At 50.9% G+C, this 24,131-nt stretch carries 27 protein-coding genes and 1 pseudogene; 10 read left to right on the forward strand and 18 right to left on the reverse strand.

The genetic code is table 11. The features are described 5' to 3' along the window. Nucleotides 1-76 precede the first annotated feature (76 nt). The 3 genes and pseudogenes from nikR to HV229_RS01115 form a co-directional block, all read right to left on the reverse strand. Nucleotides 77-478: a nickel-responsive transcriptional regulator NikR gene (gene nikR, locus HV229_RS01110; protein WP_005121550.1), complete on the reverse strand. Its 402-nt coding sequence runs from the start codon at nucleotides 476-478 to the stop codon at nucleotides 77-79. A 14-nt stretch (nucleotides 479-492) separates the two neighbouring features. Beyond that, nucleotides 493-573, reverse strand: a pseudogene (nikE, locus tag HV229_RS26180) (nickel import ATP-binding protein NikE); the annotation flags it as partial. Continuing rightward, nucleotides 570-1,430 carry a LysR family transcriptional regulator gene (locus tag HV229_RS01115; RefSeq protein WP_047415905.1) on the reverse strand — a complete coding sequence of 287 codons (861 nt, stop codon included), beginning with the start codon at nucleotides 1,428-1,430 and terminating at the stop codon, nucleotides 570-572. The gene HV229_RS01115 and the pseudogene nikE, both read right to left, overlap by 4 nt. 99 nt (nucleotides 1,431-1,529) lie before the next feature. Between HV229_RS01115 and HV229_RS01120 the strand changes: the two genes are divergently transcribed. Beyond that, the gene (locus HV229_RS01120; RefSeq protein ID WP_142418081.1) at nucleotides 1,530-2,036 is read left to right on the forward strand and encodes a phenolic acid decarboxylase; all 507 of its coding nucleotides are present in this window, start codon (nucleotides 1,530-1,532) and stop codon (nucleotides 2,034-2,036) included. Here the strand turns inward: HV229_RS01120 and acpT are convergent. Together acpT and HV229_RS01130 are read right to left on the reverse strand one after the other, a co-directional pair. Continuing rightward, a complete protein-coding gene (gene acpT / locus HV229_RS01125) occupies nucleotides 2,028-2,618 on the reverse strand; it encodes a 4'-phosphopantetheinyl transferase AcpT (RefSeq protein WP_046274499.1) in 591 nt (196 codons plus the stop codon). The two genes, HV229_RS01120 and acpT, sit on opposite strands and share 9 nt — an antisense overlap. 62 nt (nucleotides 2,619-2,680) lie before the next feature. Beyond that, a complete protein-coding gene (locus tag HV229_RS01130) occupies nucleotides 2,681-3,730 on the reverse strand; it encodes an AI-2E family transporter (protein WP_181546724.1) in 1,050 nt (349 codons plus the stop codon). 133 nt (nucleotides 3,731-3,863) lie between these two features. Here HV229_RS01130 and HV229_RS01135 point away from each other — a divergent pair, with 133 nt between their 5' ends. Beyond that, nucleotides 3,864-5,081, forward strand: a complete 1,218-nt coding sequence (locus HV229_RS01135; protein ID WP_049283121.1) for an MFS transporter — start codon at nucleotides 3,864-3,866, stop codon at nucleotides 5,079-5,081. A gap of 3 nt (nucleotides 5,082-5,084) precedes the next feature. On the opposite strand, the gene HV229_RS01140 is transcribed toward HV229_RS01135, so the two are convergent. Then, entirely contained in the window at nucleotides 5,085-5,642 is a 558-nt protein-coding gene (locus tag HV229_RS01140; protein WP_181546726.1) for a DcrB family lipoprotein, read from the reverse strand. Between the two features lie 72 nt (nucleotides 5,643-5,714). Further along, complete coding sequence (locus HV229_RS01145; RefSeq protein ID WP_016154846.1) at nucleotides 5,715-6,380, reverse strand: 7-cyano-7-deazaguanine/7-aminomethyl-7-deazaguanine transporter; 666 nt, start codon at nucleotides 6,378-6,380, stop codon at nucleotides 5,715-5,717. 168 nt (nucleotides 6,381-6,548) lie between these two features. Here HV229_RS01145 and tusA point away from each other — a divergent pair, with 168 nt between their 5' ends. Continuing rightward, entirely contained in the window at nucleotides 6,549-6,794 is a 246-nt protein-coding gene (gene tusA / locus HV229_RS01150; protein WP_003827551.1) for a sulfurtransferase TusA, read from the forward strand. A gap of 46 nt (nucleotides 6,795-6,840) precedes the next feature. On the opposite strand, the gene zntA is transcribed toward tusA, so the two are convergent. Both zntA and HV229_RS01160 read right to left on the reverse strand, forming a co-directional pair. Further along, entirely contained in the window at nucleotides 6,841-9,039 is a 2,199-nt protein-coding gene (gene zntA / locus HV229_RS01155; protein WP_181546729.1) for a Zn(II)/Cd(II)/Pb(II) translocating P-type ATPase ZntA, read from the reverse strand. Nucleotides 9,040-9,113: 74 nt separating this feature from the next. Next, complete coding sequence (locus HV229_RS01160; RefSeq protein ID WP_016154844.1) at nucleotides 9,114-9,740, reverse strand: lysoplasmalogenase; 627 nt, start codon at nucleotides 9,738-9,740, stop codon at nucleotides 9,114-9,116. Nucleotides 9,741-9,881: 141 nt separating this feature from the next. Here HV229_RS01160 and HV229_RS01165 point away from each other — a divergent pair, with 141 nt between their 5' ends. Beyond that, nucleotides 9,882-10,256: a DUF2500 domain-containing protein gene (locus HV229_RS01165; protein WP_065554373.1), complete on the forward strand. Its 375-nt coding sequence runs from the start codon at nucleotides 9,882-9,884 to the stop codon at nucleotides 10,254-10,256. A gap of 84 nt (nucleotides 10,257-10,340) precedes the next feature. Here the strand turns inward: HV229_RS01165 and HV229_RS01170 are convergent, their stop codons facing one another. Both HV229_RS01170 and rsmD read right to left on the reverse strand, forming a co-directional pair. Continuing rightward, nucleotides 10,341-10,616 (reverse strand): DUF1145 family protein, encoded by a 276-nt coding sequence (locus HV229_RS01170; RefSeq protein WP_016154842.1) that lies wholly within the window; start codon nucleotides 10,614-10,616, stop codon nucleotides 10,341-10,343. Beyond that, nucleotides 10,606-11,202: a 16S rRNA (guanine(966)-N(2))-methyltransferase gene (rsmD, locus tag HV229_RS01175; protein WP_016157666.1), complete on the reverse strand. Its 597-nt coding sequence runs from the start codon at nucleotides 11,200-11,202 to the stop codon at nucleotides 10,606-10,608. The genes HV229_RS01170 and rsmD overlap by 11 nt, the downstream gene beginning before the upstream one ends. 276 nt (nucleotides 11,203-11,478) lie before the next feature. On the opposite strand from rsmD, the gene ftsY reads away from it, so the two are divergent. The 4 genes from ftsY (at nucleotide 11,479) to rpoH (ending at nucleotide 15,837) form a co-directional block, all read left to right on the forward strand. Then, a complete protein-coding gene (ftsY, locus tag HV229_RS01180; RefSeq protein ID WP_181546731.1) occupies nucleotides 11,479-13,005 on the forward strand; it encodes a signal recognition particle-docking protein FtsY in 1,527 nt (508 codons plus the stop codon). 2 nt (nucleotides 13,006-13,007) lie between these two features. Further along, complete coding sequence (gene ftsE, locus HV229_RS01185; RefSeq protein WP_003023420.1) at nucleotides 13,008-13,676, forward strand: cell division ATP-binding protein FtsE; 669 nt, start codon at nucleotides 13,008-13,010, stop codon at nucleotides 13,674-13,676. Continuing rightward, entirely contained in the window at nucleotides 13,669-14,727 is a 1,059-nt protein-coding gene (ftsX, locus tag HV229_RS01190) for a permease-like cell division protein FtsX (protein WP_016154839.1), read from the forward strand. Before ftsE ends, ftsX begins: the two co-directional genes overlap by 8 nt. A gap of 255 nt (nucleotides 14,728-14,982) precedes the next feature. Next, a complete protein-coding gene (gene rpoH, locus HV229_RS01195) occupies nucleotides 14,983-15,837 on the forward strand; it encodes an RNA polymerase sigma factor RpoH (RefSeq protein WP_003023425.1) in 855 nt (284 codons plus the stop codon). A 239-nt stretch (nucleotides 15,838-16,076) separates the two neighbouring features. Here rpoH and dapA read toward each other — a convergent pair whose 3' ends face one another. Genes dapA through HV229_RS01225 form a run of 6 tightly spaced genes read right to left on the reverse strand, consistent with a single transcriptional unit; the run spans nucleotide 16,077 to nucleotide 20,391 of the window. Beyond that, a complete protein-coding gene (gene dapA / locus HV229_RS01200) occupies nucleotides 16,077-16,967 on the reverse strand; it encodes a 4-hydroxy-tetrahydrodipicolinate synthase (protein WP_101700400.1) in 891 nt (296 codons plus the stop codon). Further along, on the reverse strand, nucleotides 16,967-17,887 hold the full coding sequence (locus HV229_RS01205) for a phosphoglycerate dehydrogenase (protein WP_101700399.1): 921 nt from the start codon (nucleotides 17,885-17,887) through the stop codon (nucleotides 16,967-16,969). The genes dapA and HV229_RS01205 overlap by 1 nt, the downstream gene beginning before the upstream one ends. A gap of 1 nt (nucleotide 17,888) precedes the next feature. Beyond that, complete coding sequence (locus HV229_RS01210; protein ID WP_101700398.1) at nucleotides 17,889-18,743, reverse strand: PTS system mannose/fructose/sorbose family transporter subunit IID; 855 nt, start codon at nucleotides 18,741-18,743, stop codon at nucleotides 17,889-17,891. Then, complete coding sequence (locus tag HV229_RS01215) at nucleotides 18,736-19,482, reverse strand: PTS sugar transporter subunit IIC (RefSeq protein ID WP_101700397.1); 747 nt, start codon at nucleotides 19,480-19,482, stop codon at nucleotides 18,736-18,738. Before HV229_RS01215 ends, HV229_RS01210 begins: the two co-directional genes overlap by 8 nt. A 15-nt stretch (nucleotides 19,483-19,497) precedes the next feature. Beyond that, entirely contained in the window at nucleotides 19,498-19,983 is a 486-nt protein-coding gene (locus tag HV229_RS01220; protein WP_049283116.1) for a PTS sugar transporter subunit IIB, read from the reverse strand. A gap of 6 nt (nucleotides 19,984-19,989) precedes the next feature. After that, the gene (locus tag HV229_RS01225; RefSeq protein ID WP_181546732.1) at nucleotides 19,990-20,391 is read right to left on the reverse strand and encodes a PTS sugar transporter subunit IIA; all 402 of its coding nucleotides are present in this window, start codon (nucleotides 20,389-20,391) and stop codon (nucleotides 19,990-19,992) included. Between the two features lie 529 nt (nucleotides 20,392-20,920). Here HV229_RS01225 and livJ point away from each other — a divergent pair. Continuing rightward, a complete protein-coding gene (gene livJ / locus HV229_RS01230; protein WP_181546734.1) occupies nucleotides 20,921-22,024 on the forward strand; it encodes a branched chain amino acid ABC transporter substrate-binding protein LivJ in 1,104 nt (367 codons plus the stop codon). Nucleotides 22,025-22,181: 157 nt separating this feature from the next. On the opposite strand, the gene panM is transcribed toward livJ, so the two are convergent. Then, nucleotides 22,182-22,565 (reverse strand): aspartate 1-decarboxylase autocleavage activator PanM, encoded by a 384-nt coding sequence (panM, locus tag HV229_RS01235; RefSeq protein ID WP_016154837.1) that lies wholly within the window; start codon nucleotides 22,563-22,565, stop codon nucleotides 22,182-22,184. A 424-nt stretch (nucleotides 22,566-22,989) separates the two neighbouring features. Between panM and livK the strand changes: the two genes are divergently transcribed. After that, the gene (gene livK / locus HV229_RS01240; protein ID WP_016154836.1) at nucleotides 22,990-24,099 is read left to right on the forward strand and encodes a high-affinity branched-chain amino acid ABC transporter substrate-binding protein LivK; all 1,110 of its coding nucleotides are present in this window, start codon (nucleotides 22,990-22,992) and stop codon (nucleotides 24,097-24,099) included. Nucleotides 24,100-24,131: the final 32 nt, after the last annotated feature.

The following is a 24,131-nucleotide window of genomic DNA, read 5'->3' on the forward strand; positions in this document are numbered from 1 at the left end:
CTATTGCCGGATGGCGGCTGCGCCTTATCCGGCCTACAAACGGGAACGAATGTAGGCCGGGCAACAAAACAAGCAATTACTCTTCTTTCGGCAGGCACTGCAGATGACCGTGGCGCACGCCGCGCTGGGAAATCACGTCATCGGCAAAATGCTGCACATCGCCCATGTCACCTTTTAGCACAGCGATTTCCAGACAGTCGTCATGGTTGATGTGCACGTGCAGCGTGGCGACTGATAAATCGTGGTGGTGATGTTGGGTGGAAACAATACGGCTCGCCAGGTCACGCTTCTCATGCTCATAAACATACGAGAGCACTGCGAATCCCTGAGTGCCGTGCTCCTGGGTGGTTTCCTGCGCCAGTGCGCCGCGCAGAATATCGCGGATCGCTTCGGAACGGTTGTTATAGCCACGGCGCTGGCTCAAGCTGTCGAGCGTTTCCAGTAAATCGTCATCGAGGGTAATGGTGACTCGTTGCATCTGCAATTAACCTTTCATGTGGCGCGTGGGCGCACAGGGAGTAAGGGGAATAGCGTATTTTGTAACACACGTCCGGCATCCGGGGAAAAGGTTAATGCTCTCGCAATAAACGCAGCAGGGTTGTTACCTGTTCATCCAGCGGCGCGAGCGTGTCTTTGACGATCAGATGCAGCGGGGTGGCACGGCGAGCGCCATGGCTTAACGGCAGCGGTCGTAATAGCCCCTGCTCAAGCTGCTGCTGAATTCGCTCCTCAGGCAACCAGCCGTAACCGACCTGATACATCACCGCCTCAATCGCGGCATCAATGGTCGAGAAGGTCCAGGCATCGCGCACCGCTTGCTGCGGGTTGTCGCGATCGGCAATGCGAATCAGCGGCCACGCGCGTAACGCGTCTTCATCCAGCGGCGCATCCAGCATGCAGAGTGGGTGATCGCGGTGGGCAACGGCCACGAAGTCAATATTCATCAGCCATTCGCCGCGGCCGGTGATATCCTGGCGTCGGGTCAGGACCATCACGTCCGCATCGGCATGCGCTGCCAGTCGATCGTCAGCATTCTCCAGTACTTCGGTCAAACGTACCTGCGTCTGCGGCCACGCCTGCTGAAACTGCTTGAGGATCGCGAACAGGCGTTTGCGTGGGAAGATGCTATCTACCATGAAATCCAGCCGCGTTCGCGTGCCGTTTTGCAACGTTGCTGCCCGGGTTTCCACCCATAAAAAGGCCTTCAGTAACGGTTTGACCTGGCCCAACAGTAGCTCTCCCGCAGGGGTTAATACCGCCCTGCGACCTTCCGGCGTCAGCAGCGTCACGCCAAGCCGCTCCTGCAGTAGCGCCAGGTTGTAGCTCACCGAAGACTGGCTACGGTTGGTCTCTTCCGCAGCTTTCGCAAAGCTGCCCAGCTCCACGACTTTCTCCAGTAAGGCCCATTGCTCCAGCGTTGTCTTGTGCATAACTCATCTAAAAATTGAATGAATATGATGTAAACATAGCGTTATTCATCCAATTTTTGAAGCGGTAAGATCCTCGCATCAAGTAAGAGGAGAACGAATATGAGCACTTTTGATAAACATGATTTGAGCGGCTTTGTCGGCAAACATCTGGTCTATACCTACGATAATGGCTGGAATTACGAGATCTACGTGAAAAACGACACCACTCTGGATTACCGTATTCACAGCGGCATTGTGGGGAATCGTTGGGTGAAGGATCAGCGGGCGTACATTGTGCGGGTTGGCGAGAGTGTTTATAAAATTTCATGGACCGAACCGACCGGGACCGACGTCAGCCTGATCGTAAATCTGGGCGACAAACTCTTTCACGGCACCATCTTTTTCCCACGCTGGGTGATTAACCATCCGCAAAAAACTGTCTGTTTCCAGAATGACCATATTCCGCTGATGATGTCATATCGCGATGCGGGTCCGGCATATCCAACTGAGGTGATTGACGAGTTTGCGACCATCACCTTCGTGCGTGACTGTGGGGCGAATAATGACAGCGTTATTGCCTGTGCGGCCAGTGAATTGCCGGAAAACTTCCCGGAAAATTTACGCTAAGGCTTCCAGACGCTGCACGGCGTCGGCGGTCAGAGTAAACGGCGTGGGCGTACACACCGCCAGGCTCAGGGTATCGAGCTGGCACTGGCTGACTGAGAGTGAGGAGGTTAGCGCGGTGCTGTCGACACTGACAATTTGCCAGGCGCTGCCGCCACGCTGTTTCACGATAGCTTCTTTACGCGTCCAGATGCGCCAGAACGCCGCCAGCTGTTGCTCCGGGCGTTCGGCCTCAACTTCGGCATGTTCCCTGAGACTGAACACCGTATTTGCCAGCGTCTGCCAGTTATCGCGCGGGCGAACGACTTCAATATCACAGCCGACTTCCCCTTCGTCGCTGAGCAGCAGGGCAATATCATCACCGCTGTGGCTGAGATTGAACCACAGCGGTGTGTCGGCGGAAAAGGCCGGTTTTCCTTGCTCGCTGTAGACGATGTCCGGTAATGGCGAAAGAGTATGGGAAAGCAGCACGCGACCTGCCAGCCAGCGCGCACGACGAGCGCCTTGCGGGGCCTGCTCACGCAGTGCGGCAGGCAGTGTGCCAGCGCTTAAAACAGAAACTTTCCCAAGAACGATCCGGTACATATCAGGGCTAACCTTTAGTAATAATGGGGTTGTTTACCATTCTATACATGCTGTTTGCAAGTTTATCCAGGTAATCGACTTTTGGGCCTGCCGGGTCCCAGCAAAATTGCCAGTTTGCTACCGCCTGTGGTGGTTTCCATCCAGATTTTACACACGCTGGTTAACGGCACGGAGAGCAGCATACCTACCGGACCAAGCAGCCATCCCCACACCAACAGAGAGAGAAACACGATTAGCGTCGATAATCCCAGCCGGTGCCCCATCATGCGGGGCTCAAGGATATTGCCAATTACCATATGCACCACCAGAAACAGCGCCCCAACCAGCACACATTCGTAAACGCCGTTGAACAGCAGCGCCTGGATCATGGGTGGAACGGCGGAAATGACCGAGCCAATGTTGGGCACGTAGTTTAGCAGGAATGCCAGCACACCCCACATCAGAGCAAACTGAATCCCCATTAGCGCCAGTCCCAGCCAGACGATGGCACCGGTCCATAAGCTGAGCAACGTTTTCAGCGCCAGATAGTGAGAAACACCTTTCAGCGCCCGATGGAGCCCCGCAATATGGATTTGGGGGTTGTTCAGCGCAAAGCGCAGCTTATAGGGGACATGACGCACCTCAAACAACATAAAGACCACCGTCATCACCAGCAGAACGACGCTGGCCATGGCACCGGAAAGACTTGTCATCAGCGTGGTTGTGAAGGTCATCAGCTTGTCGGAGTCCATACGTTGCAGCATGCGCTCCGGGGACATATGCAGATTCAGAAAAGGCACCATCTCTTGCAGATACAGAACCTTGCGCGTCAGCTCCTTGTTGTATTTTGGCAGCATGGCCATGAATTCAGTAATGGATGACGCCAGAACGCCGATTAACGCCGTAAGAACGATCAGCATTACCACCACGACTAACGTTATCGCGACCGGCCGACGTACACCCCGGCGAATAAACCAGGTGACCAGCGGATTCAATACAATGGCAAAAAAAAGGGCCAGCAGAAGCTGTACGATGATATCCGCCGCGGCATGAATACCCGCGAGGATCACCACCAGAGCGGCCAGTTTGAGCAGAATGTGCAAACCCGTTTTATCGGGCTGGGCGGTTGTCATGTCGTCTTCCTGTTTGCGTTTTTGCATTAAGTGTAGCGGCTGGCTTGCGACTGATATTCCTAAACTGACTACTGATTTCTGCCCGGCAACATGGTAGAAATGAAACACTGTTGTGAAAACGTGGTGATCCTCCATGCCCGAACCCGTCGCTGAACCGACGCTTAGCGGTTTACGCCTTAATCTGCGTATTGTCTCTGTGGTGATGTTTAACTTCGCCAGCTACCTGACCATTGGTCTGCCGCTCGCTGTATTGCCAGGCTATGTCCATGATGTGATGGGATTTAGCGCTTTTTGGGCAGGGCTGGTCATCAGCCTGCAATATTTCGCTACGCTGCTGAGCCGTCCACATGCAGGTCGCTATGCCGACCTGCTGGGGCCAAAGAAGATTGTGGTATTCGGACTGTGTGGCTGTTTTTTAAGTGGTCTGGGCTACTTCCTGGCGGGCTTCACGAATGGCTGGCCGCTGGCCAGCCTGCTGCTGTTATGCCTGGGGCGCGTGATTCTAGGGATCGGGCAAAGCTTTGCCGGGACTGGCTCTACGCTGTGGGGGGTTGGGGTCGTTGGTTCAATGCACATCGGACGGGTGATTTCGTGGAACGGCATCGTGACCTATGGCGCGATGGCGATAGGCGCTCCGCTGGGCGTTCTGTTTTATGCCTGGGGTGGCTTACAGGGATTGGCGATGACCGTGATGGGCGTGGCGCTGTTGGCAATACTGCTGGCGCTCCCTCGTCCGGCGGTGAAGGCCAGCAAAGGCAAACCGTTGCCGTTTCGCGCGGTGCTTGGGCGTGTCTGGTTGTACGGCATGGCGCTGGCCCTGGCCTCAGCCGGATTTGGCGTGATCGCCACTTTCATTACCCTGTTTTATGATGCCAAAGGCTGGGACGGTGCCGCTTTCGCGCTGACGCTTTTTAGCTGCACGTTTGTGGGGACCCGCCTGTTATTCCCAAATGGTATCAACCGTTTAGGTGGACTAAATGTGGCGATGATCTGCTTTAGCGTCGAGATTGTTGGGCTGCTGCTGGTCGGGATGGCTTCCATGCCGTGGATGGCGAAAAGCGGCGTCCTGCTGGCCGGTGCAGGGTTCTCGCTGGTGTTCCCGGCGCTGGGCGTGGTGGCGGTAAAAGCCGTCCCGCAGCAAAATCAGGGCGCTGCGCTGGCGACGTATACGGTGTTTATGGATTTATCACTGGGAGTTACGGGGCCGCTGGCCGGGCTGGTCATGACGTGGGCGGGCGTGCCGGTTATCTATCTGGCGGCGGCAGGGTTGGTGGCGGTGGCGTTATTGCTGACCTGGCGATTAAAAAAACGGCCTCAGGTGGTGTCACCGGAGGCCGAGTCATCGTCTTAACTGTTACTGGATAACCAGCGTGTTAATGATGTTTTCTGCGGTAGTCTGCGCTTTTTGCTGATCGTCAGCAGGCAACGTGATTTGCAGAGTCAGCAGTTTGTTATCGACTTTACCCAACACCACGGAAGAGTAAGCGGTCTGGCCTTTGGCCGAGATGATGCTGTCTAACTGCTGCAGCGTGTGGCCTTTCAGCTCAATAGATTTATTGGTGACGACCTGCAACTGCGGGTCGCGGCTACGCTGCTGATCTTCCAGGCGTTTTGCCAGCACAGCCAGGTCTTCGTTGGTATTGTCGCCAACAATCACAATCACCGCTTTCTGGCCGGTTGCGTCAGAATAAACGTGCATATTGTTCGCTTGGGTGCCCAGTTTGCCGCTCTGATCGGTCATATCCGCTGGCAGGGAAAAACTGAGTTTACCGTCCAGCAAGCTGACCGGTTGTCCGGTGGCGCTACTTTCTGCGGCAGCACCCTCTGCTGGCGCTTTTGTATCGCTATTATCACAGGCCGCAAGCCCCATAACCAGCAGGCCAATACCGACATATTTAACCAGATTGCGCATTGACTTCTTCCTTTCGATAAACGGCCATAACGGCTCATTCGTCCATCTTATCACAACTCGGAAAATGAACCTTTAACTCGTCTGCAATGCAGCGATTTCGGATTTATCTGCCAGCCTTTTCAGTAACATATTCAGCAGCACGCCGTACATCGGCAGGAAGAAAATAATGCTGATCAGCACTTTGAAGCAGTAGTCAACCAGCGCGATTTCCATCCAGTGCTCGGCCATAAAGGCATCTGGGCTGCGCCAGAAAGCGATAAAGAAGAAGGCTAACGTATCGCTGATGTTGCCAAACAGCGTGGAAGCCGTTGGCGCCAGCCACCAGCGACGGTTCTGACGTAGGCGGTTAAAGACATGCACATCCAGAATTTGACCCAGCGCGTAAGCCATAAAGCTGGCGGCGGCGATACGGGCGACAAACAGATTAAAGTGCAGCAGTGCGCCGAATCCCTGCCACGATCCCATATAGAACAGTGATGAAACGACATAGGAGATCAGCAGCGCGGGGATCATTACCGCAAAGATGATACGTCGTGCCAACGGAGCGCCAAAAATACGCACGGTCAGATCGGTCGCGAGGAAAATAAACGGAAAGCTGAAAGCGCCCCATGTGGTATGGAAACCAAAAATGGAGATCGGTAGCTGCACCAGATAGTTGCTGGAGGTGATCACCAGCAGATGAAATAGCGATAGCCAAAACAACGCTTTTACGCGTTGAGATTGTGTAAACGGAGTCATATTGTGACCTTTTTGTTGGATGGGGTGAGGGAACCCAATAAAAAACCGTCGCATGATACTGCTTTAAGAGCACATTGCAATGGTTGTTTTTCACGCAATCGTTAACCTGATTGGCTTACGCCACAACAGAGCGTAAAATAACGCCGTTTTTGAATGAACGAGACTACGATGAGCGATCTGTTTACCTCTCCCGACCATACTCTTGATGCCCAGGGGCTGCGCTGCCCGGAACCCGTAATGATGGTGCGTAAAACCGTGCGCGGCATGCAGGCGGGTGAAACGCTGCTGATTGTCGCCGACGATCCGGCGACAACCCGTGACATTCCCGGCTTCTGTACCTTTATGGAGCATGAGCTGGTAGCAAAAGAGACCGATTCTCTGCCGTACCGCTATCTGGTGCGCAAAGGCCAGTAATCTCAGCCGGATGGCGCTAATGCAACTGCCGTCCGGCACAGACGCATTATCCTTTACGTAGTAACCGCAGCGCGTTAGCGGTCACCAGTACCGTCGCCCCCGTATCTGCCAGCACCGCCAGCCACAGTCCGGTTATCCCGAGCAGCGTGGTGACGAGGAAAATCCCCTTCAGGCCTAGCGCAATCGCAATGTTCTGGCGAATATTGGCGTGGGTGGCGCGGGCTAACTGAATCATTTGCACCAGACCACGCAGGCGGTTGTGGGTCAGGGCGGCATCGGCGGTTTCCAGCGCGACATCGGTCCCGCTTCCCATCGCAATGCCAATGGTGGCTGCTTTCATTGCCGGAGCGTCGTTGATGCCGTCGCCGACCATCGCCAGCGGCGACTGTTGGTTAAGATGGGTAACGGCCTGTACTTTATCTTCCGGTAATAGACCCGCTTTGAATTCGAGACCCAATTCACTGGCAATAGCTGCCGCCGCTCGCGGGTTATCACCCGTCAGGATCACCCCTTTCACGCCAATCTGATTAAGCTCGCTGATGGCGCTACGGGCGTCGTCGCGCAGCGTGTCCTGTAGGGCCAGCACGCCGAGAACGGCATCGTTACGCAGCACCAGCACCACCGTTTGACCCGCGCTTTCCAGCTCGCTTATCTGCCCGGCAAAAGCATCGGCAGGCTGCTTACCGGCGGCGCAAATCAGCACGCGTTCGCCGTTGACCAGTGCTTCAATGCCAGAGCCAACCAGCGCCCGCTGATCTTTTGCGACAGGGATAGTCAGTTCGCGCGTTTGGGCTTCCCGAACAATCGCCAGCGCCAGCGGGTGCGTCGCGCCTTGCTCTACTGCTGCCGCCAGCGCCAGCAGTTCTGCCTCGCCAATACCGCTTGCCGGGTGAATCGCCGTGACGCGCGGTTTACCGACGGTCAGGGTGCCGGTTTTATCAAACGCGACCTGCGTTACCCTACCCAACTGCTCCAGCGCGGCCCCGCCTTTGATTAACGCGCCACGACGTGCCGCGGCGGCAAGGCCAGAGGTAATGGCGGCGGGTGTGGAAATCACCAGCGCACATGGACAGCCAATCAGCAGCAGCGTCAGCCCTTTATAAATCCACTCCTGCCAGGATGCGGCAAACAGCAGCGGTGGTACAAGGGTGACCAACAACGCAACCGCCATAATGGCTGGGGTGTAAATCCGGCTGAAACGGTCAATAAAGCGCTCAATGGGGGCACGGCGTTCTTCCGCTTCTTCAATCAATTTCAGAATACGGTCAATGGCGCTGGCACCCGGTTCGGAGAGTACTTCCAGCGTTACCAGACGGTCCACGCTGGTGGCGCCCGCCGGGACTTTCTCGCCGGTGGCGCGCTCAACCGGTATCGATTCGCCGGTCAGGGCGCTTTCATCAAAGCTGGCAAATCCGGAGACCAGCTTGCCGTCGGCAGGTAAACGCCCACCCGCGGCAACCTCGATAACATCGCCTGGCTGGAGAGTATTGATAGCAACCTCTTCGCGCTCGCCGTTACGCAGGCGCGTGGCGGTTTCCGGCTTGAGCGCCATCAGTGCGCTGACCCCTTTACGGGCGCGGCTGGCGGCCCATCCTTCCAGGCGTTCGCCAATTAAAAACAGCAGCAGCACCATGGCGGCTTCTGCCGTCGCGCCGATAAACAGTGCGCCAATGGCGGCCACGCTCATCAACGTTTCAATGGCAAAGTAGCTGCCGGTTTTCATCAGACGCAGGGCCTGACGGGCAATGGGATACAGACCTACCAGCGTGGTGGCGATAAATGCTATCTGGCCAAAGGGGTGATTGAACTGCTCCAGCCCCCAGCTAATCGCCATCATGATAATCAGCGAAATCAGCGGCAGGTTCTCTTTAAATCGCGACTCGGGGGCGGCGTCTGGCGCTTGCTCATCGCGCAGGGTATAGCCTGCCTTTTGCACTGCGCTTTCAACTTGCAGGCGGATATCGGAACCCGCGTCGACTACCAGTTTTTCGGTGGCGAACAGAACCTGGACCTGGTAGACGCCGTTGACCTGGCGGACCGCATTCTCCACTTTTCGGGCGCAGGCTGCACAGTCCATGCCTGCCACTTTCCAGGAGTAGCGGGTACCCATTACGGTACCGGATACGGGTGGTGGGGTGGCGCAACTTCCTTCGCAGCAGCAGTCGTCAGTCTTTTGTGGCGCAGGCGCTAGCTTGAAAGAAGAAAATTGTGGGGCTTTTTTGCCACTGGAATCGGGTGTCGACATGGCATCCTCCGGTTGATAATCATTTCATATTAACCGGAGGATACACTCTGGAGTCGACTCCAGAGTCAAGCGTTTTAAAGATACAACGAACGAACAATCAGGAAATGTCCGGCGAAGTAGCAGGCGGCAGCAATTGCGTTATCGGCGCGGAAGCGGCGACGGTAATGGCTACCCAGCCAGACAATGTTGCCGATGAACAGGAGTGATGCGCCCATAAAAGCCGACAGCGCCGGAGCGGTCGGGCGGAAGAACCACAGCTCACCAGCCATCCAGACCATCATCAGCGTGATACCAATAAAGGTACAGATAGCGATGCGTAGCTCTTCCAGTCGCGTCCAGATCACGGCAATCAGCAACGCCCCCAGCACCACCAGCACCAACGGCAAAGGCCAGAAGAACGACAGCGTCATTTGGCTGGCGAAGTAAATGGTATACAGCAGATGCGACAGGAAGAATGCCCCCACGGCATACAAAAGGCGTTGGCGCGGTAACAGCGTCAGCGCATCGCCCAGCAGCGAGGCAAGCAGGCCAGCCAGCACCAGATAGCTGACAGCATTAAACATTGGCGCCTGCCAGGCCAGCAGCGCCAGCAGGAGTAAGGTTAGGGGTTTAAAGACCCAGCGTTGCCAGGCGGGCCCACGATAGGAAGCATCCACGAACAACCATGCGGAAAGGCAGACAGCGATAAACGACCAAAGCATCTTAGTTCCTTGAATTCGTTATTTTTTCGTAAGCGGGGTGCTCACGGCTCTACTGTTCAGTGTAGAGGTCGACACTGCCAGATGACAACACCATAACAGGCAATGTATGCTTATTTCCGCATTTTCTGATGGGTTAATAATATGAGCAAACCACCACTTTTTTTCATTGTTATCATTGTCTTAATCGTTGTTGCTGCGTCGTTTCGCTTCGTTCAGCAGCGGCGTGAAAAAGCCGATAATGATACGGCGCCGTTAGTGCATAAGCAGGTGGTGGTGAGTAACAAACGGGAAAAACCGCTTAACGATCGGCGATCCCGCCAGCAGGAAGTGAGCCCGGCGGGGACCAGCATGCGCTATGAAGTCAGTTTTAAGCCACAAAGTGGCGGCTTCGAGCAGACGTTTCGTCTGGATGCCCAGCAGTACCATGCGTTAACGGTCGGGGATAAGGGAACGCTGAGTTACAAAGGTTCGCGTTTTGTTGATTTTACAGTGAACGCTAAGGTTTCATCTGACTGATGCCGGATGGCGGCTTACGCTTTGTCCGGCCTGGAGATTTTGTCGCCCCGGCCTGCTAAGCGCCGCCGGGCGAAAAGATCACAGTTACTTTTTCAACTGATCTTTAATCTTCTTCTGCCAAACCAGTAACTCAAAGACGCCGAACAGAAAAATACGGATTTTCTCTCCGCGGGTCATCTGCGGGCCATCTTTAGGCATGGTGCTTTTTAACAGCGCCAGTTGCATGCCATGCATCAGCACCATAAAAATCAGTGCGACGTTAACGAAGATGTTAAGCGGGCGTGGAAAGGGTTGGAAAATATTGAGTAGTAAAAATGCCCAGACGCACAACATCAGCAGGCGTCCCAGGTTAATCAGCATCGTGTTCTCCTCGTGCTTCACGTTGGTAAAGGCGATAGGCGACCTGTCCGGCGACTTTTTCACGGTACAGCGACCAGTTCACCGGAACCGGCGGCAAACCGTTTTCTACTTCGCTTTCAACGTAAATATACGCTTCATTTGCCAGCCAGCCATGAGTTTCCAGAAGAGTTAATGTTTCTTCCAGTAATCCTTTGCGAAACGGCGGGTCAACAAACACCACGTTATGCGGCGTACCCGTCTGGGCCAAAAATGTCAGGGTATTGGTGTTGACGACCCGGGCATGGGGAGCTTTCAGCGTGGCGAGATTGTTTTGTAGCTGCTGTGATACCGCGCGATCCATTTCCAGAAGCGTCGCATTTGCCGCATAGCGAGAGAGGGCTTCCAGCCCCAGCGCGCCGCTGCCGGCGAAGCAGTCCAGGCAGTGAGCATCGACCATTACCGGGGCCAGCCAGTTAAATAAGGTTTCGCGTACGCGGTCGGTGGTTGGGCGCAGACCGGGACTATCCGGAACCGGGAGTTTACGGCCACGCCATTGGCCGCCAATAATGCGGATCTGGCCGCTACCAGAGTGATTCGGTTTTTTCATTTCAATTATTGCTCAATCCGCTGCTGACGTGTCATTCCAGGCGGTGATGTGAGTTAAGTTAACCCGTCGCCTTTCAAGTTACCTCTTCGTTGGCTGCACTTACTCACCCGAATCACTTACTAAAAGTAAGCTCATCGGGATTCGTGCGCTTGCCACCTTGACGTAACTCGAAATTCATTGGGTATAAGTGATAGACTATTTCATCATTTTTTTAGCTGCTATGTACATAGCGTTGACGCTGTGCCATGAAGCAACAGCGGGGGAGTGTAGTCGCAAATGGCGAAAGAGAAAAAACGTGGCTTTTTTTCCTGGCTGGGCTTTGGTCAAAAAGAGCAGGCACCGGAAAACGAGACAGAATTAAAAAACGAAGAACAACAACCGGTTGCTGAAGAAACTACCGTCGTTGACGAACAGCCGCACGCCGAGGAAACCCGTAGCGAGGCGGAAACGGAAGCTTTTGCAGCTGAAGTTGTTGAAGTGACTGAACAGGTTGCGGAAATCGAAAAACTGCAGCCGGAAGCAGAACCTGTTGCCGAACAACCGCAGCCGGAGATTGAGCGGGTTGCTGAACCTGCAGCTGAACCCGTTGTGGAAACGCCAGCAGCGACGGTTATCGAACGCGAAGAATTGCCGCTGCCGGAAGAGGTGAAAACCGAAGAGGTTTCTGCCGAAGAGTGGCAGGCCGAAGCGGAAACCGTGGAAATCGTTGAGGCGGTTGAAGAAGAAGCCGAAAACGAACCGCACCTGACTGATGAAGAGCTGGAAGCGCAGGCGCTGGCTGCTGAGGCTGCCGAAGAAGCCGTGATGGTGGTGCCGGTAGAAGAACCTGCCGTAGAAGCACCGACGGAAGAAGAGGGAGTCCAGGAGCAGGAAAAACCAACGAAAGAAGGTTTCTTTGCGCGTCTGAAACGCAGCCTCCTGAAAACAAAAGAAAACCTTGGTTCCGGATTTATCAGTCTGTTCCGTGGTAAAAAGATCGACGATGATCTGTTTGAAGAGCTGGAAGAGCAACTGCTGATCGCCGACGTGGGCGTAGAAACGACCCGCAAGATTATTGCGAATCTGACGGAAGGTGCCAGCCGTAAGCAGCTCAAAGACGCGGAAGCGCTGTACGGTCTGCTGAAAGAAGAGATGGGCGAGATTCTGGCGAAGGTGGAAGAACCGCTGAATGTTGATGGCAAGACGCCGTTTGTTATCTTAATGGTTGGCGTCAACGGCGTGGGTAAAACCACCACTATCGGAAAGCTGGCGCGTCAGTTTGAGCAGCAGGGTAAATCGGTGATGCTGGCGGCGGGCGATACCTTCCGTGCGGCGGCGGTAGAGCAGCTGCAGGTCTGGGGGCAGCGTAACAACATCCCGGTGATTGCTCAGCATACCGGCGCGGATTCCGCGTCCGTCATCTTTGATGCCATCCAGGCGGCGAAGGCGCGTAATGTAGATGTGCTGATCGCTGATACCGCAGGGCGTTTACAGAACAAATCGCACCTGATGGAAGAATTGAAAAAAATCGTTCGCGTCATGAAGAAGCTCGACGAAGATGCGCCGCATGAAGTTATGCTGACTATCGACGCCAGCACCGGGCAGAATGCGATAAGCCAGGCCAAACTGTTCCATGAAGCCGTGGGCTTAACCGGTATCACCCTGACTAAGCTGGACGGTACAGCGAAGGGCGGGGTCATCTTCTCGGTTGCCGATCAGTTTGGCATCCCTATCCGCTATATCGGTGTGGGCGAACGTATCGAGGATTTACGTCCGTTTAAAGCGGACGATTTTATAGAGGCACTTTTTGCCCGAGAGGATTAACAATGATTCGCTTTGAACATGTCAGCAAGGCCTATCTCGGTGGGAGACAAGCGCTGCAGGGAGTTACCTTCCATATGCAGCCTGGCGAGATGGCATTTCTGACCGGCCACTCTGGCGCGGGGAAAAGTACCCTGCTGAAGCTGATTTGTGGAATTGAACGGCCCAGCGCCGGGAAAATCTACTTCAGCGGGCATGACATCAGCCGTTTGAAAAACCGTGAAGTGCCGTTTCTGCGTCGTCAGATTGGCATGATTTTTCAGGATCACCACCTGTTGATGGACAGAACCGTGTTTGACAACGTGGCAATCCCGCTGATCATCGCGGGCGCCAGCGGGGACGATATTCGTCGTCGCGTGTCAGCGGCGCTGGATAAGGTCGGACTGTTGGACAAAGCGAAAAACTTCCCTATTCAGCTCTCCGGCGGTGAACAACAGCGCGTGGGCATCGCCCGTGCGGTGGTGAATAAACCGGCGGTATTGCTGGCGGATGAACCAACAGGGAACCTGGATGACGCGTTGTCGGAAGGGATCCTTCGCCTGTTTGAAGAGTTTAACCGCGTCGGGGTCACGGTATTAATGGCCACGCACGATATTGGCCTGATCTCCCGTCGCTCCTATCGCCAAATGGTTCTGAGCGATGGACATCTGCATGGAGGCCTGGCCCATGAATAGACGTGACGCTATTAATCAAATCAAACAGTTCGGTGGCCGACTGGATCGCTTCCGTAAATCGGGCGGCGCGCCGGGAGATGGCGGTCGTAACGCGCCAAAGCGGGCGAAAGCCGCGCCAAAGCCGAACTCGCGTAAAACCAATGTCTTTAACGAGCAGGTACGCTACGCGTTCCAGGGCGCGTTACAGGACCTGAAAAGCAAGCCGCTGGCGACGTTCCTGACGGTGATGGTTATTGCCATCTCCCTGACGCTGCCAAGCGTATGCTACATGGTTTATAAGAACGTCGACCATGCGGCAAGCCAGTATTATCCTTCTCCGCAGATCACCGTTTACCTGCAAAAAACGCTGGATGATGATGCAGCGGCGCGGGTGGTTGGTCAGTTGCAGGCCGAGCAGGGCGTGGAGAAAGTGAATTATCTTTCCCGCGATGACGCGCTGGGCGAATTCCGTAACTGGTCCGGCTTTGGCGGCGCGCTGGATATGCTGGAAGAGAACCCGCTACCGGCCGTGGCGGTAGTTATCCCGAAACTGGACTTCCAGGGCACGGAGTCGCTGAACACGCTGCGCGACCGTATCGCACAAATCAACGGTATTGATGAAGTGCGCATGGATGACAGCTGGTTTGCCCGTCTGGCGGCGCTGACTGGCCTTGTCGGACGCGTCTCCGCGATGATTGGCGTGCTGATGGTAGCGGCGGTCTTCCTCGTCATCGGTAACAGTGTGCGGCTGAGTATTTTTGCGCGTCGCGATACCATTAACGTGCAGAAACTGATTGGCGCGACGGATGGGTTTATCCTGCGTCCGTTCCTCTACGGCGGTGCGCTGCTCGGTTTTTCCGGCGCATTTCTTTCACTAATTTTGTCAGAAATTTTGGTGATGCGCCTGTCGTCAGCGGTTACTGAGGTGGCGCAGGTTTTTGGAACTAAGTTTGATATCAACGGCTTATCATTCGATGAATGCCTGTTATTGCTGCTGGTGTGCTCGATGATTGGCTGGGTGGCAGCCTGGCTTGCCACGGTTCAACATTTACGCCACTTTACCCCCGATTAAAAAATCTCTGGTATAATCTTTCCCTGCACTGAGTAGTTCGCTCTGCAGGGAAAGAGTCCCTGTTATCTCTTCCCGGCGTATTCATTGTGATGTCACATTTTGTGCGTAATCTATACACATTACGACATGGAACTTGTGGATAAAATCACTGTCTGATAAAAGATTGAATGATATTCTCGTTGCTCATAAGCTCTGGCATGGTTGTTGCTATTGGTTTTAGCCAACGCGTCAGATGAAAAGATTGAGAGGATTTGAATGACCAAAGAAATGCAAAATTTAGCTTTAGCCCCTGTTGGTAACCTGGAATCTTACATCCGGGCTGCGAACGCGTGGCCGATGTTGTCGGCTGACGAGGAGCGGGCACTGGCTGAAAAGCTGCATTACCAGGGCGATCTGGAAGCAGCTAAAACGCTGATCCTGTCTCACCTGCGCTTTGTTGTTCATGTTGCTCGTAATTATGCGGGCTATGGCCTGCCGCAGGCGGATCTGATTCAGGAAGGCAATATCGGCCTGATGAAAGCCGTGCGCCGTTTCAACCCGGAAGTGGGTGTGCGCCTGGTTTCTTTCGCCGTGCACTGGATCAAAGCTGAGATCCACGAATACGTTCTGCGTAACTGGCGTATCGTAAAAGTCGCGACCACCAAAGCGCAGCGTAAGCTGTTCTTTAACCTGCGTAAAACCAAGCAGCGTCTGGGCTGGTTCAATCAGGACGAAGTTGAAATGGTTGCTCGTGAGCTGGGTGTTTCCAGCAAAGACGTGCGCGAAATGGAATCCCGTATGGCGGCGCAGGACATGACGTTTGACATGTCTTCAGACGACGAGTCTGACAGCCAGCCGATGGCACCGGTTCTGTATCTGCAGGATAAATCATCTAACTTTGCCGACGGCATTGAAGAAGATAACTGGGAAGATCAGGCCGCGAACAAACTGACCCACGCAATGGAGGGTCTGGACGAGCGTAGCCAGGACATCATTCGCGCCCGTTGGCTGGACGAAGACAACAAGTCGACGTTGCAAGAACTGGCCGATCGCTACGGCGTCTCTGCTGAACGTGTTCGTCAGCTTGAAAAGAACGCCATGAAAAAACTGCGTGCGGCGATCGAAGCGTAATCTTCCGCCGACCTGGAAATGCTGATAAACCCTGGATGAAAATCCGGGGTTTTTTATGTCTCATTGATACTTCAAACTGCTATCACGCTTTCCTCTGCCAGGTTTGCTTTTGCCTCTCTGGTGTTGTGGGGTGGGGGGGGCCGAAGTGATTGATGCCCCTGCGCCTGACAAGGTGACATGTTTGCCCGGTTTCTGGGCAAACATGTCACCTTAATGCAGCCGAATACTGTCGGTATAACTTATTGTGGCAGGAGATTATAGGCTGCCAGCATCTCTTTGATATCCTGAGTGATGATTTCATTCGGCATATGTATTGGTCTTCTGGTAATGCCTGCGGTGATCCCCATTAAGTTAAGAGCCTCTTTCATTACTGCAGGTGCGGTCATTTTCTTAATGTTCATACGCAGCGCATCGATCTTATTACGCTCTTCCTGTGCTTGATCCAACTGCCCCGCGATAAAGTAGTTATACAAATCCACTTCAATCTTCGGTAAAACATTTGATGTGGCTGCGACGCTGGCAACTGAACCTTCTTTAAATGCATCAAGCATCAGCGAATCTGAACCGTTCAATACTTTAAAATTTTTGTGTTTTGAAATCTCAAGGTACTGTTTTTGTACTTCAAATTTTCCACTGCTATCTTTGATTGCCACGATATTATCGATATCAGCCAGGCGATTCGCTGTTTCGTATTCAATACTTAGGCCCGTTTGCCCTGGGAGATTGTATAGAATAATAGGTGCTGCTGTGCTGGCCGCAATATCATAGTAATGTTTATATAAATCTTCCTGATTAGGCACCAGATAGTAGGGGGTTACAACTGAAATGTAATCTGCGCCAGCATCAACGAGTCGTTGAGTCAGAGCAATAGTTTGCTGTGTGCTACAGCAACCGGCACCGGCGCAAATAGTTACGTCATCACCCACTTCATCAACAACTGCTTTGGTGAGTTCTACTTTTTCATCATCTGATAACAGATGAAATTCACCGTTGGTGCCACAAATAAATAATCCATGAACACCATTATTGACTAACCAGCGAGCCATCTTTCTTGCTGCCGGGATATCCATTTTTTCCGTTTCATCAAATGGTGTCACCATCGCAGTAATAATTCCCTTAAGTTCTTTCATTATCTTTTCTCCAGTTCGTTGGTAACATTTTTAATCGAGATTTGAATTGTGTTAAGATCTGCTTCCTGAGTAAACGAAGCCGCATGTGGCGTGATCGAGTAATTTATGAGTTGTTTTGTTGCTTCTTTTCGTTCTTTAAGTTCAATATCTTCACTAGCAAAAGAAATTTTGTGAGTAATTAAAGCATTGTATAAACTATCTTCATCAATCAAACCGCCTCGTGCAGTATTTATTAATATTGCGGAAGGTTTCATTTTTTCGAATGCGTGCTGATCAATCATGTGCCTGGTACTATCTAATAAAGGCAAATGAAGCGAGATAACATCACTGAGCTGATACACCTCATCTAACTCTTTAAAGTTTATATACGGAAAAACCTGACTCTGATTGATATAAGGGTCGTATGCGATGATCTCCATACCCATAGCGTTAGCGATGTGGGCTACATGTTTGCCAATAGCACCAAGGCCAATCAGCCCTAATGTCTTTTTATGTAACTCAGTACCCACCAATCTTACATCATTACTGCATTTAGCCTGTTGTTCGATTTCAACATACTTTCTGGCACTGGATAGCATCATTAGAATAGCCATTTCTGCTACCGATACAGAATTGGCGTTGAGTGCTTTATGCACCACAATATTTCTGCTGTTCGCATACTCAACGTTAATATTATCTAAACCAACACCATATTTTGAGATTACTTTTAGTTTTTTCGCACAATCTATAACGTCTTGATCTAAAGGGTCGTTGCCTGTAATAATAGCATCGGCATCTTTAATTTTTACCATCAACTCTTCTTTACTAAAACGTCCGCCGCTCGTATTACATTCGACGATATAACCTGCTGCCTGTAATTCATCCAGATATTTTTGCCCCTTACTAAGAAAGGGCCTTGGCGTTATAAGTATTTTTTTCATATTACAATAAACCGAAGAATGAAAAAATAAGGCTTAAAGAGAGGATTGCTACCAGTATTCTTAGGAAATGCGGTCCACACTTCTGGATGTATATATAAATACCGAGAACCGCAACCAGGGGGAGTAAGTTAGGCACAATTTTGTCTAACATGTCCTGCAGGACAATAGTATTCCCCCCACCAGTAGTAATATGTAGCGGTGTCTTAATCTTTACATAAGTGGCAGAAAGCGCCCCCATCATCAACAGGCCGAACATACCTGCGCCTTCAATAATTTTATGGATACTGCCAGAGTGGAGTATCTCTAAAATTGACTCTTTCCCCTTTTTATAGCCAATATTAAGTGCAAATCGGCTAGCGAAGAACATATAGACAACTTGATAGATCAATGGCAGTAACGCGGCTAATACGTACCCTTGCAATACAAAAGGAATACATACCCCAATAACAATAGGTCGCAATGTGCCAAAATCTAGCGTATCCCCGATACCTGAAACTGGACCCATTAGCCCCGTTTTTAAACTGGTCACTAATTGGGTTGTGGCTGTTCGCTGTTCTTCCGGTTCCTGGGATGCTTTTTCTTCTAGTGCGATAGTGATGCCGTTTACCACTGAGCCCCAGTTAGCTTGTGTGTTAAACATCGTCAAATGGCGCTGTAACGCTTTTGAAAGATCCCTCTCATTCGGGTATAGCTTAGCTAAAATCCCTGTCATTGAATTACAAAAGGCTAGAGCCTGTAACCGTTCAAAATTTAATGATGTTTCCGAGAAAGCATGCCATTTTAACCAGACAATCTGCACATCTCTATTCGTAATTGGTGAGCTTTCGGCTTCCTTTAAGTCGATATTATTAGCCATTTTGTGTTCCTTTCGCAGTTTTTGATTGCATGTATAAGAGAACAGCACATAAACCAAAAATGGATATCCCTATGGTGTTTAGCCCTGAATATGTGACCAAGAAGAAACCAATGATGAATAACGGGATGTATTGTTTTTTCCCGATCACAATGATAGTGATAGCAAAACCTAATGCTGGAAGAATATTACCAGCGATAGCTAAGCCGTTGGTGGTCCAGGAGGGTAACAGTTTGACAAATGAGGCAATAGCATCTGGGCCATACAAACAGGCAACGAAAACAGGAACGAAGCGCATAGGGAAGGCCAACAGAATAGGATAGATAGTTGCTACCCGCTGAATCCCTTTGATATCTGCTTTTTCGGCATAGCGATCGGCCATATGAACAAATGTGGTATTAACCGTTTTACGAACGTTTTCGAGGACAACCCCTAATAAACCTATTGGGATTGCCAACGAAATAGCTATTTCAGGTTTTATCCCCGCAGTAAGAGCAATAGGTATAGCGATGCAGGAGGCCAATCCCTCATCTGCTGGCGGGTTCCCACCAGGAGCAATACTACCTATATAGATCATCTGTAATGTCGCGCCGACTGATAATGCAGTCGGCATATCATCAAAGATAATTCCCATAATGGGGGCAATAGATAACGGCATGCGCATGATTGAAAAGCCATACCATACCTTCGCTTGTGATATCCAATAAACTAAACCAATCAATATTGCTGTAGAAACGCCCATAAGTTCCTCTCCTTTTTAAGGTAACTTATTCTTTATTTTTTGCAGACTGGCTGGTTCTTCTTCTGGGATAGTCTGGAAATAAACTTTAATATTCCTGTCTTCTATTACTTGTAGTTTTTCTGCATCTTCTTTATTTATTGATATCTGATTAAAGACGATTTTTCTGCCAGGGATGTTTTCTATGCCGCCTACTTGCAACTCTTCAAGTTCTAATCCGCCCTGAATAGTCTTTAATGCTGAATCAATAGATTTGAAAAGGATTAAAAGTTTGCCAGTATAGAAATTTTTCTCATTCCAGCGGGTTGTCGTTTCCTCAATGGATGTCATGATTACTTCGATGCCGCTGGGGGCCGCCATTTTATAAACTTCGGCTAAAAAAGGATCATTATATAATTCGTCATCAATAACTATTATTTTATCGGCGTTGCTCCTTTTCAGCCATTTGGTGATAACCTGTCCATGAATTAGTCGATAATCAATGCGGGCATGTACTATACTCATACTCTATTATCCTTTATTAAATTGATAACTTTGAACCATATCTTTACCGGCATCATGAATACATTGAACATATTCTTCGATGGTGATTTCTTTATCGGAGTCTTGTAACATATTCGCTTCAAGCAGCATGGCAAGGTTTACGCCGCTAATACAATGAATAGGGTATTCTCTGGAGAGAACCGTCGCTACATTTGATGGTGTTCCACCATATATATCGGTAAGAACGACGGTTTTAATATTGGGTCTGAGTATTTTCCTTGTTTGCTCCATTAACGTTTCTGGTGACATCCCGATGATCAGAGAAATAGCCGTTGTATTTTTCGTTTTGCCAACAATCATTTCACTACTGTTTAATAACTCTTTACCTGCGTCACCATGTGTTAATATGATGATATCATAGAGATTCAATGGTTATCTTCCTTATATATATAATCCATAAGTTTGATTTATATTTTGTATGTAACAGATTCCGTTCTTGAGAGTGGTTTCTGTTCTTTGAATATATATTGTTTTATGGATTTTTAAACGTTACCAAGATCACATATTGAATGTATTGACTAATATGGCTATTTCTAGCGGATGCATATAACGCATAACAAAATAATATAATATTTGGCTTTTATAAATAATACTGTCATTTATATATATTCAACAATACATCTTAATTAAGATTATATTTTATATCGATGATACAAGGTCATATTATGGAGATGAAATTGATATTTATAGTTTTGTCACCTATATGTTATGTCATCGCAAAAATTCACGTTTCAAATCCATAAAAATGGGGTATGTTTTAGCAGAGTATGCTGAAAATGCACGGTCAGCATGCCTAAATATCAATGTCTTATACTTGGTGTGACGCCAATATCAGAATAATGTGCCAAATAACAACATCACAACAAATGCAACAACCATAACAATGAGGAACCTCAGGATGAAAATGAAGGGTAAAGCGTTACTGGCAGGATGTATTGCACTCGCATTCAGCAACATGGCATTAGCAGAAGATATAAAAATTGCTGTTGTGGGGGCGATGTCTGGCCCGGTAGCACAATATGGCGATCAGGAATTTACCGGCGCAGAGCAGGCAATTGCGGATATCAATGCCAAGGGCGGCGTGAAAGGTGACAAACTGGTCATGGTGAAATATGACGATGCCTGTGACCCGAAACAAGCGGTAGCGGTTGCGAACAAAGTGGTCAACGACGGGATTAAATACGTAATCGGTCACCTGTGCTCTTCTTCCACTCAGCCTGCGTCAGACATCTATGAAGACGAAGGTATTCTGATGATCACTCCAGCGGCAACGGCGCCGGAGCTGACCGCGCGCGGCTATAGCCTGGTAATGCGTACCACTGGTCTGGATTCCGATCAGGGCCCAACGGCCGCCAAATATATCGTTGAAAAAGTGAAGCCGCAGCGCATCGCGATTATTCATGATAAGCAGCAGTACGGTGAAGGTCTGGCCCGCGCGGTGCAGGATGGCCTGAAAAAGGGTAACGCCAACGTGGTGTTCTTTGACGGGATCACCGCCGGGGAAAAAGATTTTTCTACGCTGGTAGCGCGTTTGAAGAAAGAGAACATCGATTTCGTTTACTACGGCGGTTACCACCCGGAAATGGGGCAAATCCTGCGCCAGGCACGCGCCGCGGGTCTGAAAACCCAGTTTATGGGGCCAGAAGGTGTAGCGAACGTGTCGCTGTCTAACATCGCCGGTGAATCAGCAGAAGGCTTACTGGTAACGAAACCGAAGAACTACGACCAGGTTCCGGCGAACAAACCCATCGTAGATGCTATCAAAGCCAAGAAACAGGATCCGAGCGGCGCATTCGTATGGACTACCTACGCCGCGCTGCAATCTTTGCAGGCCGGTCTGAACCAGTCTGACGATCCGACTGAAATTGCCAAGTATCTGAAAGCAAACTCAGTGGAAACCGTGATGGGGCCGCTGTCATGGGATGCGAAAGGCGACCTGAAAGGCTTCGAATTCGGCGTGTTTGACTGGCATGCAAACGGGACGGCGACAGACGCCAAGTGATTTTCCCGGCGCCTTTCGTGCCGCAGGTGTGTTGGCTGCGTTATTCAACCCCGGTCACTTACTTATGTAAGCTCCGGGGATTTTATAACTTGCCGCCTGCCTGCAACACAAAATTCTTGGGAAAATACTCGTAATACAATTGGTTGGGGGCGGTTTTCTACCGTTTCTCCCAGCCATTCTCCTGGGCCGTAAACCCTAACACCTGCATAAATGCGGCCATCACGCTGCGGTCTTCAACGCCGACGTCGGCCATCCACCACGAACTCACGTCAGGGTTTTCCCGGATCACTTCTTCGATCAAATACTGCCCGACGCCGCGACGGCGGGTGATATCGCGCACGCGCAATGAATCCAGTGCGCCTTGTGTGCCGCTCAGGGTTACCCGCACGGCACCTAACAGACGCTCGTTAAAGCGTGCGGCGTAGATCCGGTGCGTTTCATCTACGCTTAATGATGAGGCGGAATATTCCGGCCAGATTTTGCCCAGATCAATCAGGTCCTGGTCGCTAAAGTTATCTAAACGAACGATGGTCAGCTTCATTAACAGCATGTCCAAATCACAAAAGATAGAATCAGTGTACCGAAATAATTCGCCCGGATGCTTTCTCTTTTTAATGCGATTAACCAGGTTAATAGTTTTGTAACAACGACAATGACAGATTGAAACAGTAGAGATTGAAAAACAGGCAGGATAATACCCTGGAATGCAGCATTTTATTCCGCTCTTTGTGCCGTTATTTTATGCTGACAAATGCACTTTTTTTTGTTTATCTATAGTGAAAAGCAGAATATTATCTTTTCTTAATCGACTGAAAAATAGAGATTTTAGCCGTAATTTGCTTAAAAAACTGCGCTAAACCATTAACGAGACTGGTAAAAATAGTACAGTTCAAAAAAAGCACAGTCTGCTTTTTAACCACATAAATACAAAATATATACATCATCACGAATGGGGATTCAGGAAAATGAAACGGAATGCGAAAACAATCATCGCAGGGGTGATAGCACTGGCAATGTCACACGCGGTCATGGCGGAGGATATCAAGGTCGCTGTTGTCGGGGCGATGTCAGGTCCGGTCGCGCAGTGGGGTGATATGGAATTTAATGGCGCACGTCAGGCCATTAAAGATATCAATGCCAAAGGCGGGGTCAAAGGCGACAAACTGGTTGCCGTCGAATATGACGACGCCTGCGATCCGAAACAGGCCGTTGCGGTAGCGAACAAAATCGTCAATGACGGCATTCAGTACGTTATTGGTCATCTGTGCTCATCTTCCACGCAGCCCGCATCAGATATCTATGAAGACGAAGGCATTCTGATGATTTCCCCGGGCGCGACCAACCCGGAACTGACCCAGCGCGGTTACGCACACATTATGCGTACAGCGGGCCTGGACTCTTCTCAGGGGCCGACCGCCGCGAAATACATTCTGGAGAAGGTGAAGCCGCAACGCATCGCGATCATTCACGATAAACAGCAATACGGTGAAGGCCTGGCGCGTTCAGTGCAGGAGAGCCTGAAAGCGGGCAAAGCCAATATCGTCTTCTTTGACGGGATCACTGCCGGGGAAAAAGATTTTTCTGCGCTGATCGCCCGCCTTAAAAAAGAAAATATCGATTTTGTTTATTACGGCGGCTACTACCCGGAAATGGGACAAATGCTGCGCCAGGCTCGCTCCGTCGGGCTGAATACCCAGTTTATGGGACCTGAGGGCGTGGGCAATGCGTCGCTGTCTAATATTGCCGGTGATGCCGCTGAAGGCATGCTGGTGACCATGCCAAAACGCTATGACCAGGATCCGGCGAATAAAGCTATCGTCGATGCGCTCAAAGCTGACAAGAAAGATCCAACCGGGCCGTACGTGTGGATCACTTATGCAGCCGTCCAGTCATTGGCGACAGCAATGGATCGCAGCGGTAGCAAAGAGCCGTTGGAGCTGGTGAAAGATCTGAAAGCACACGGGGCTGACACCGTGATTGGGCCGCTGAAATGGGACGAAAAAGGCGATTTGAAGGGATTTGAGTTTGGTGTCTTCCAGTGGCACGCGGACGGATCATCGACCGTCGCGAAGTAATAGCTGAAGACGAGTTATCCCACCGCCCGTGC

This window comes from Citrobacter sp. RHBSTW-00524 (genome assembly GCF_013747755.1).
GTDB classification, from domain to species: Bacteria; Pseudomonadota; Gammaproteobacteria; order Enterobacterales; family Enterobacteriaceae; genus Citrobacter; species Citrobacter braakii.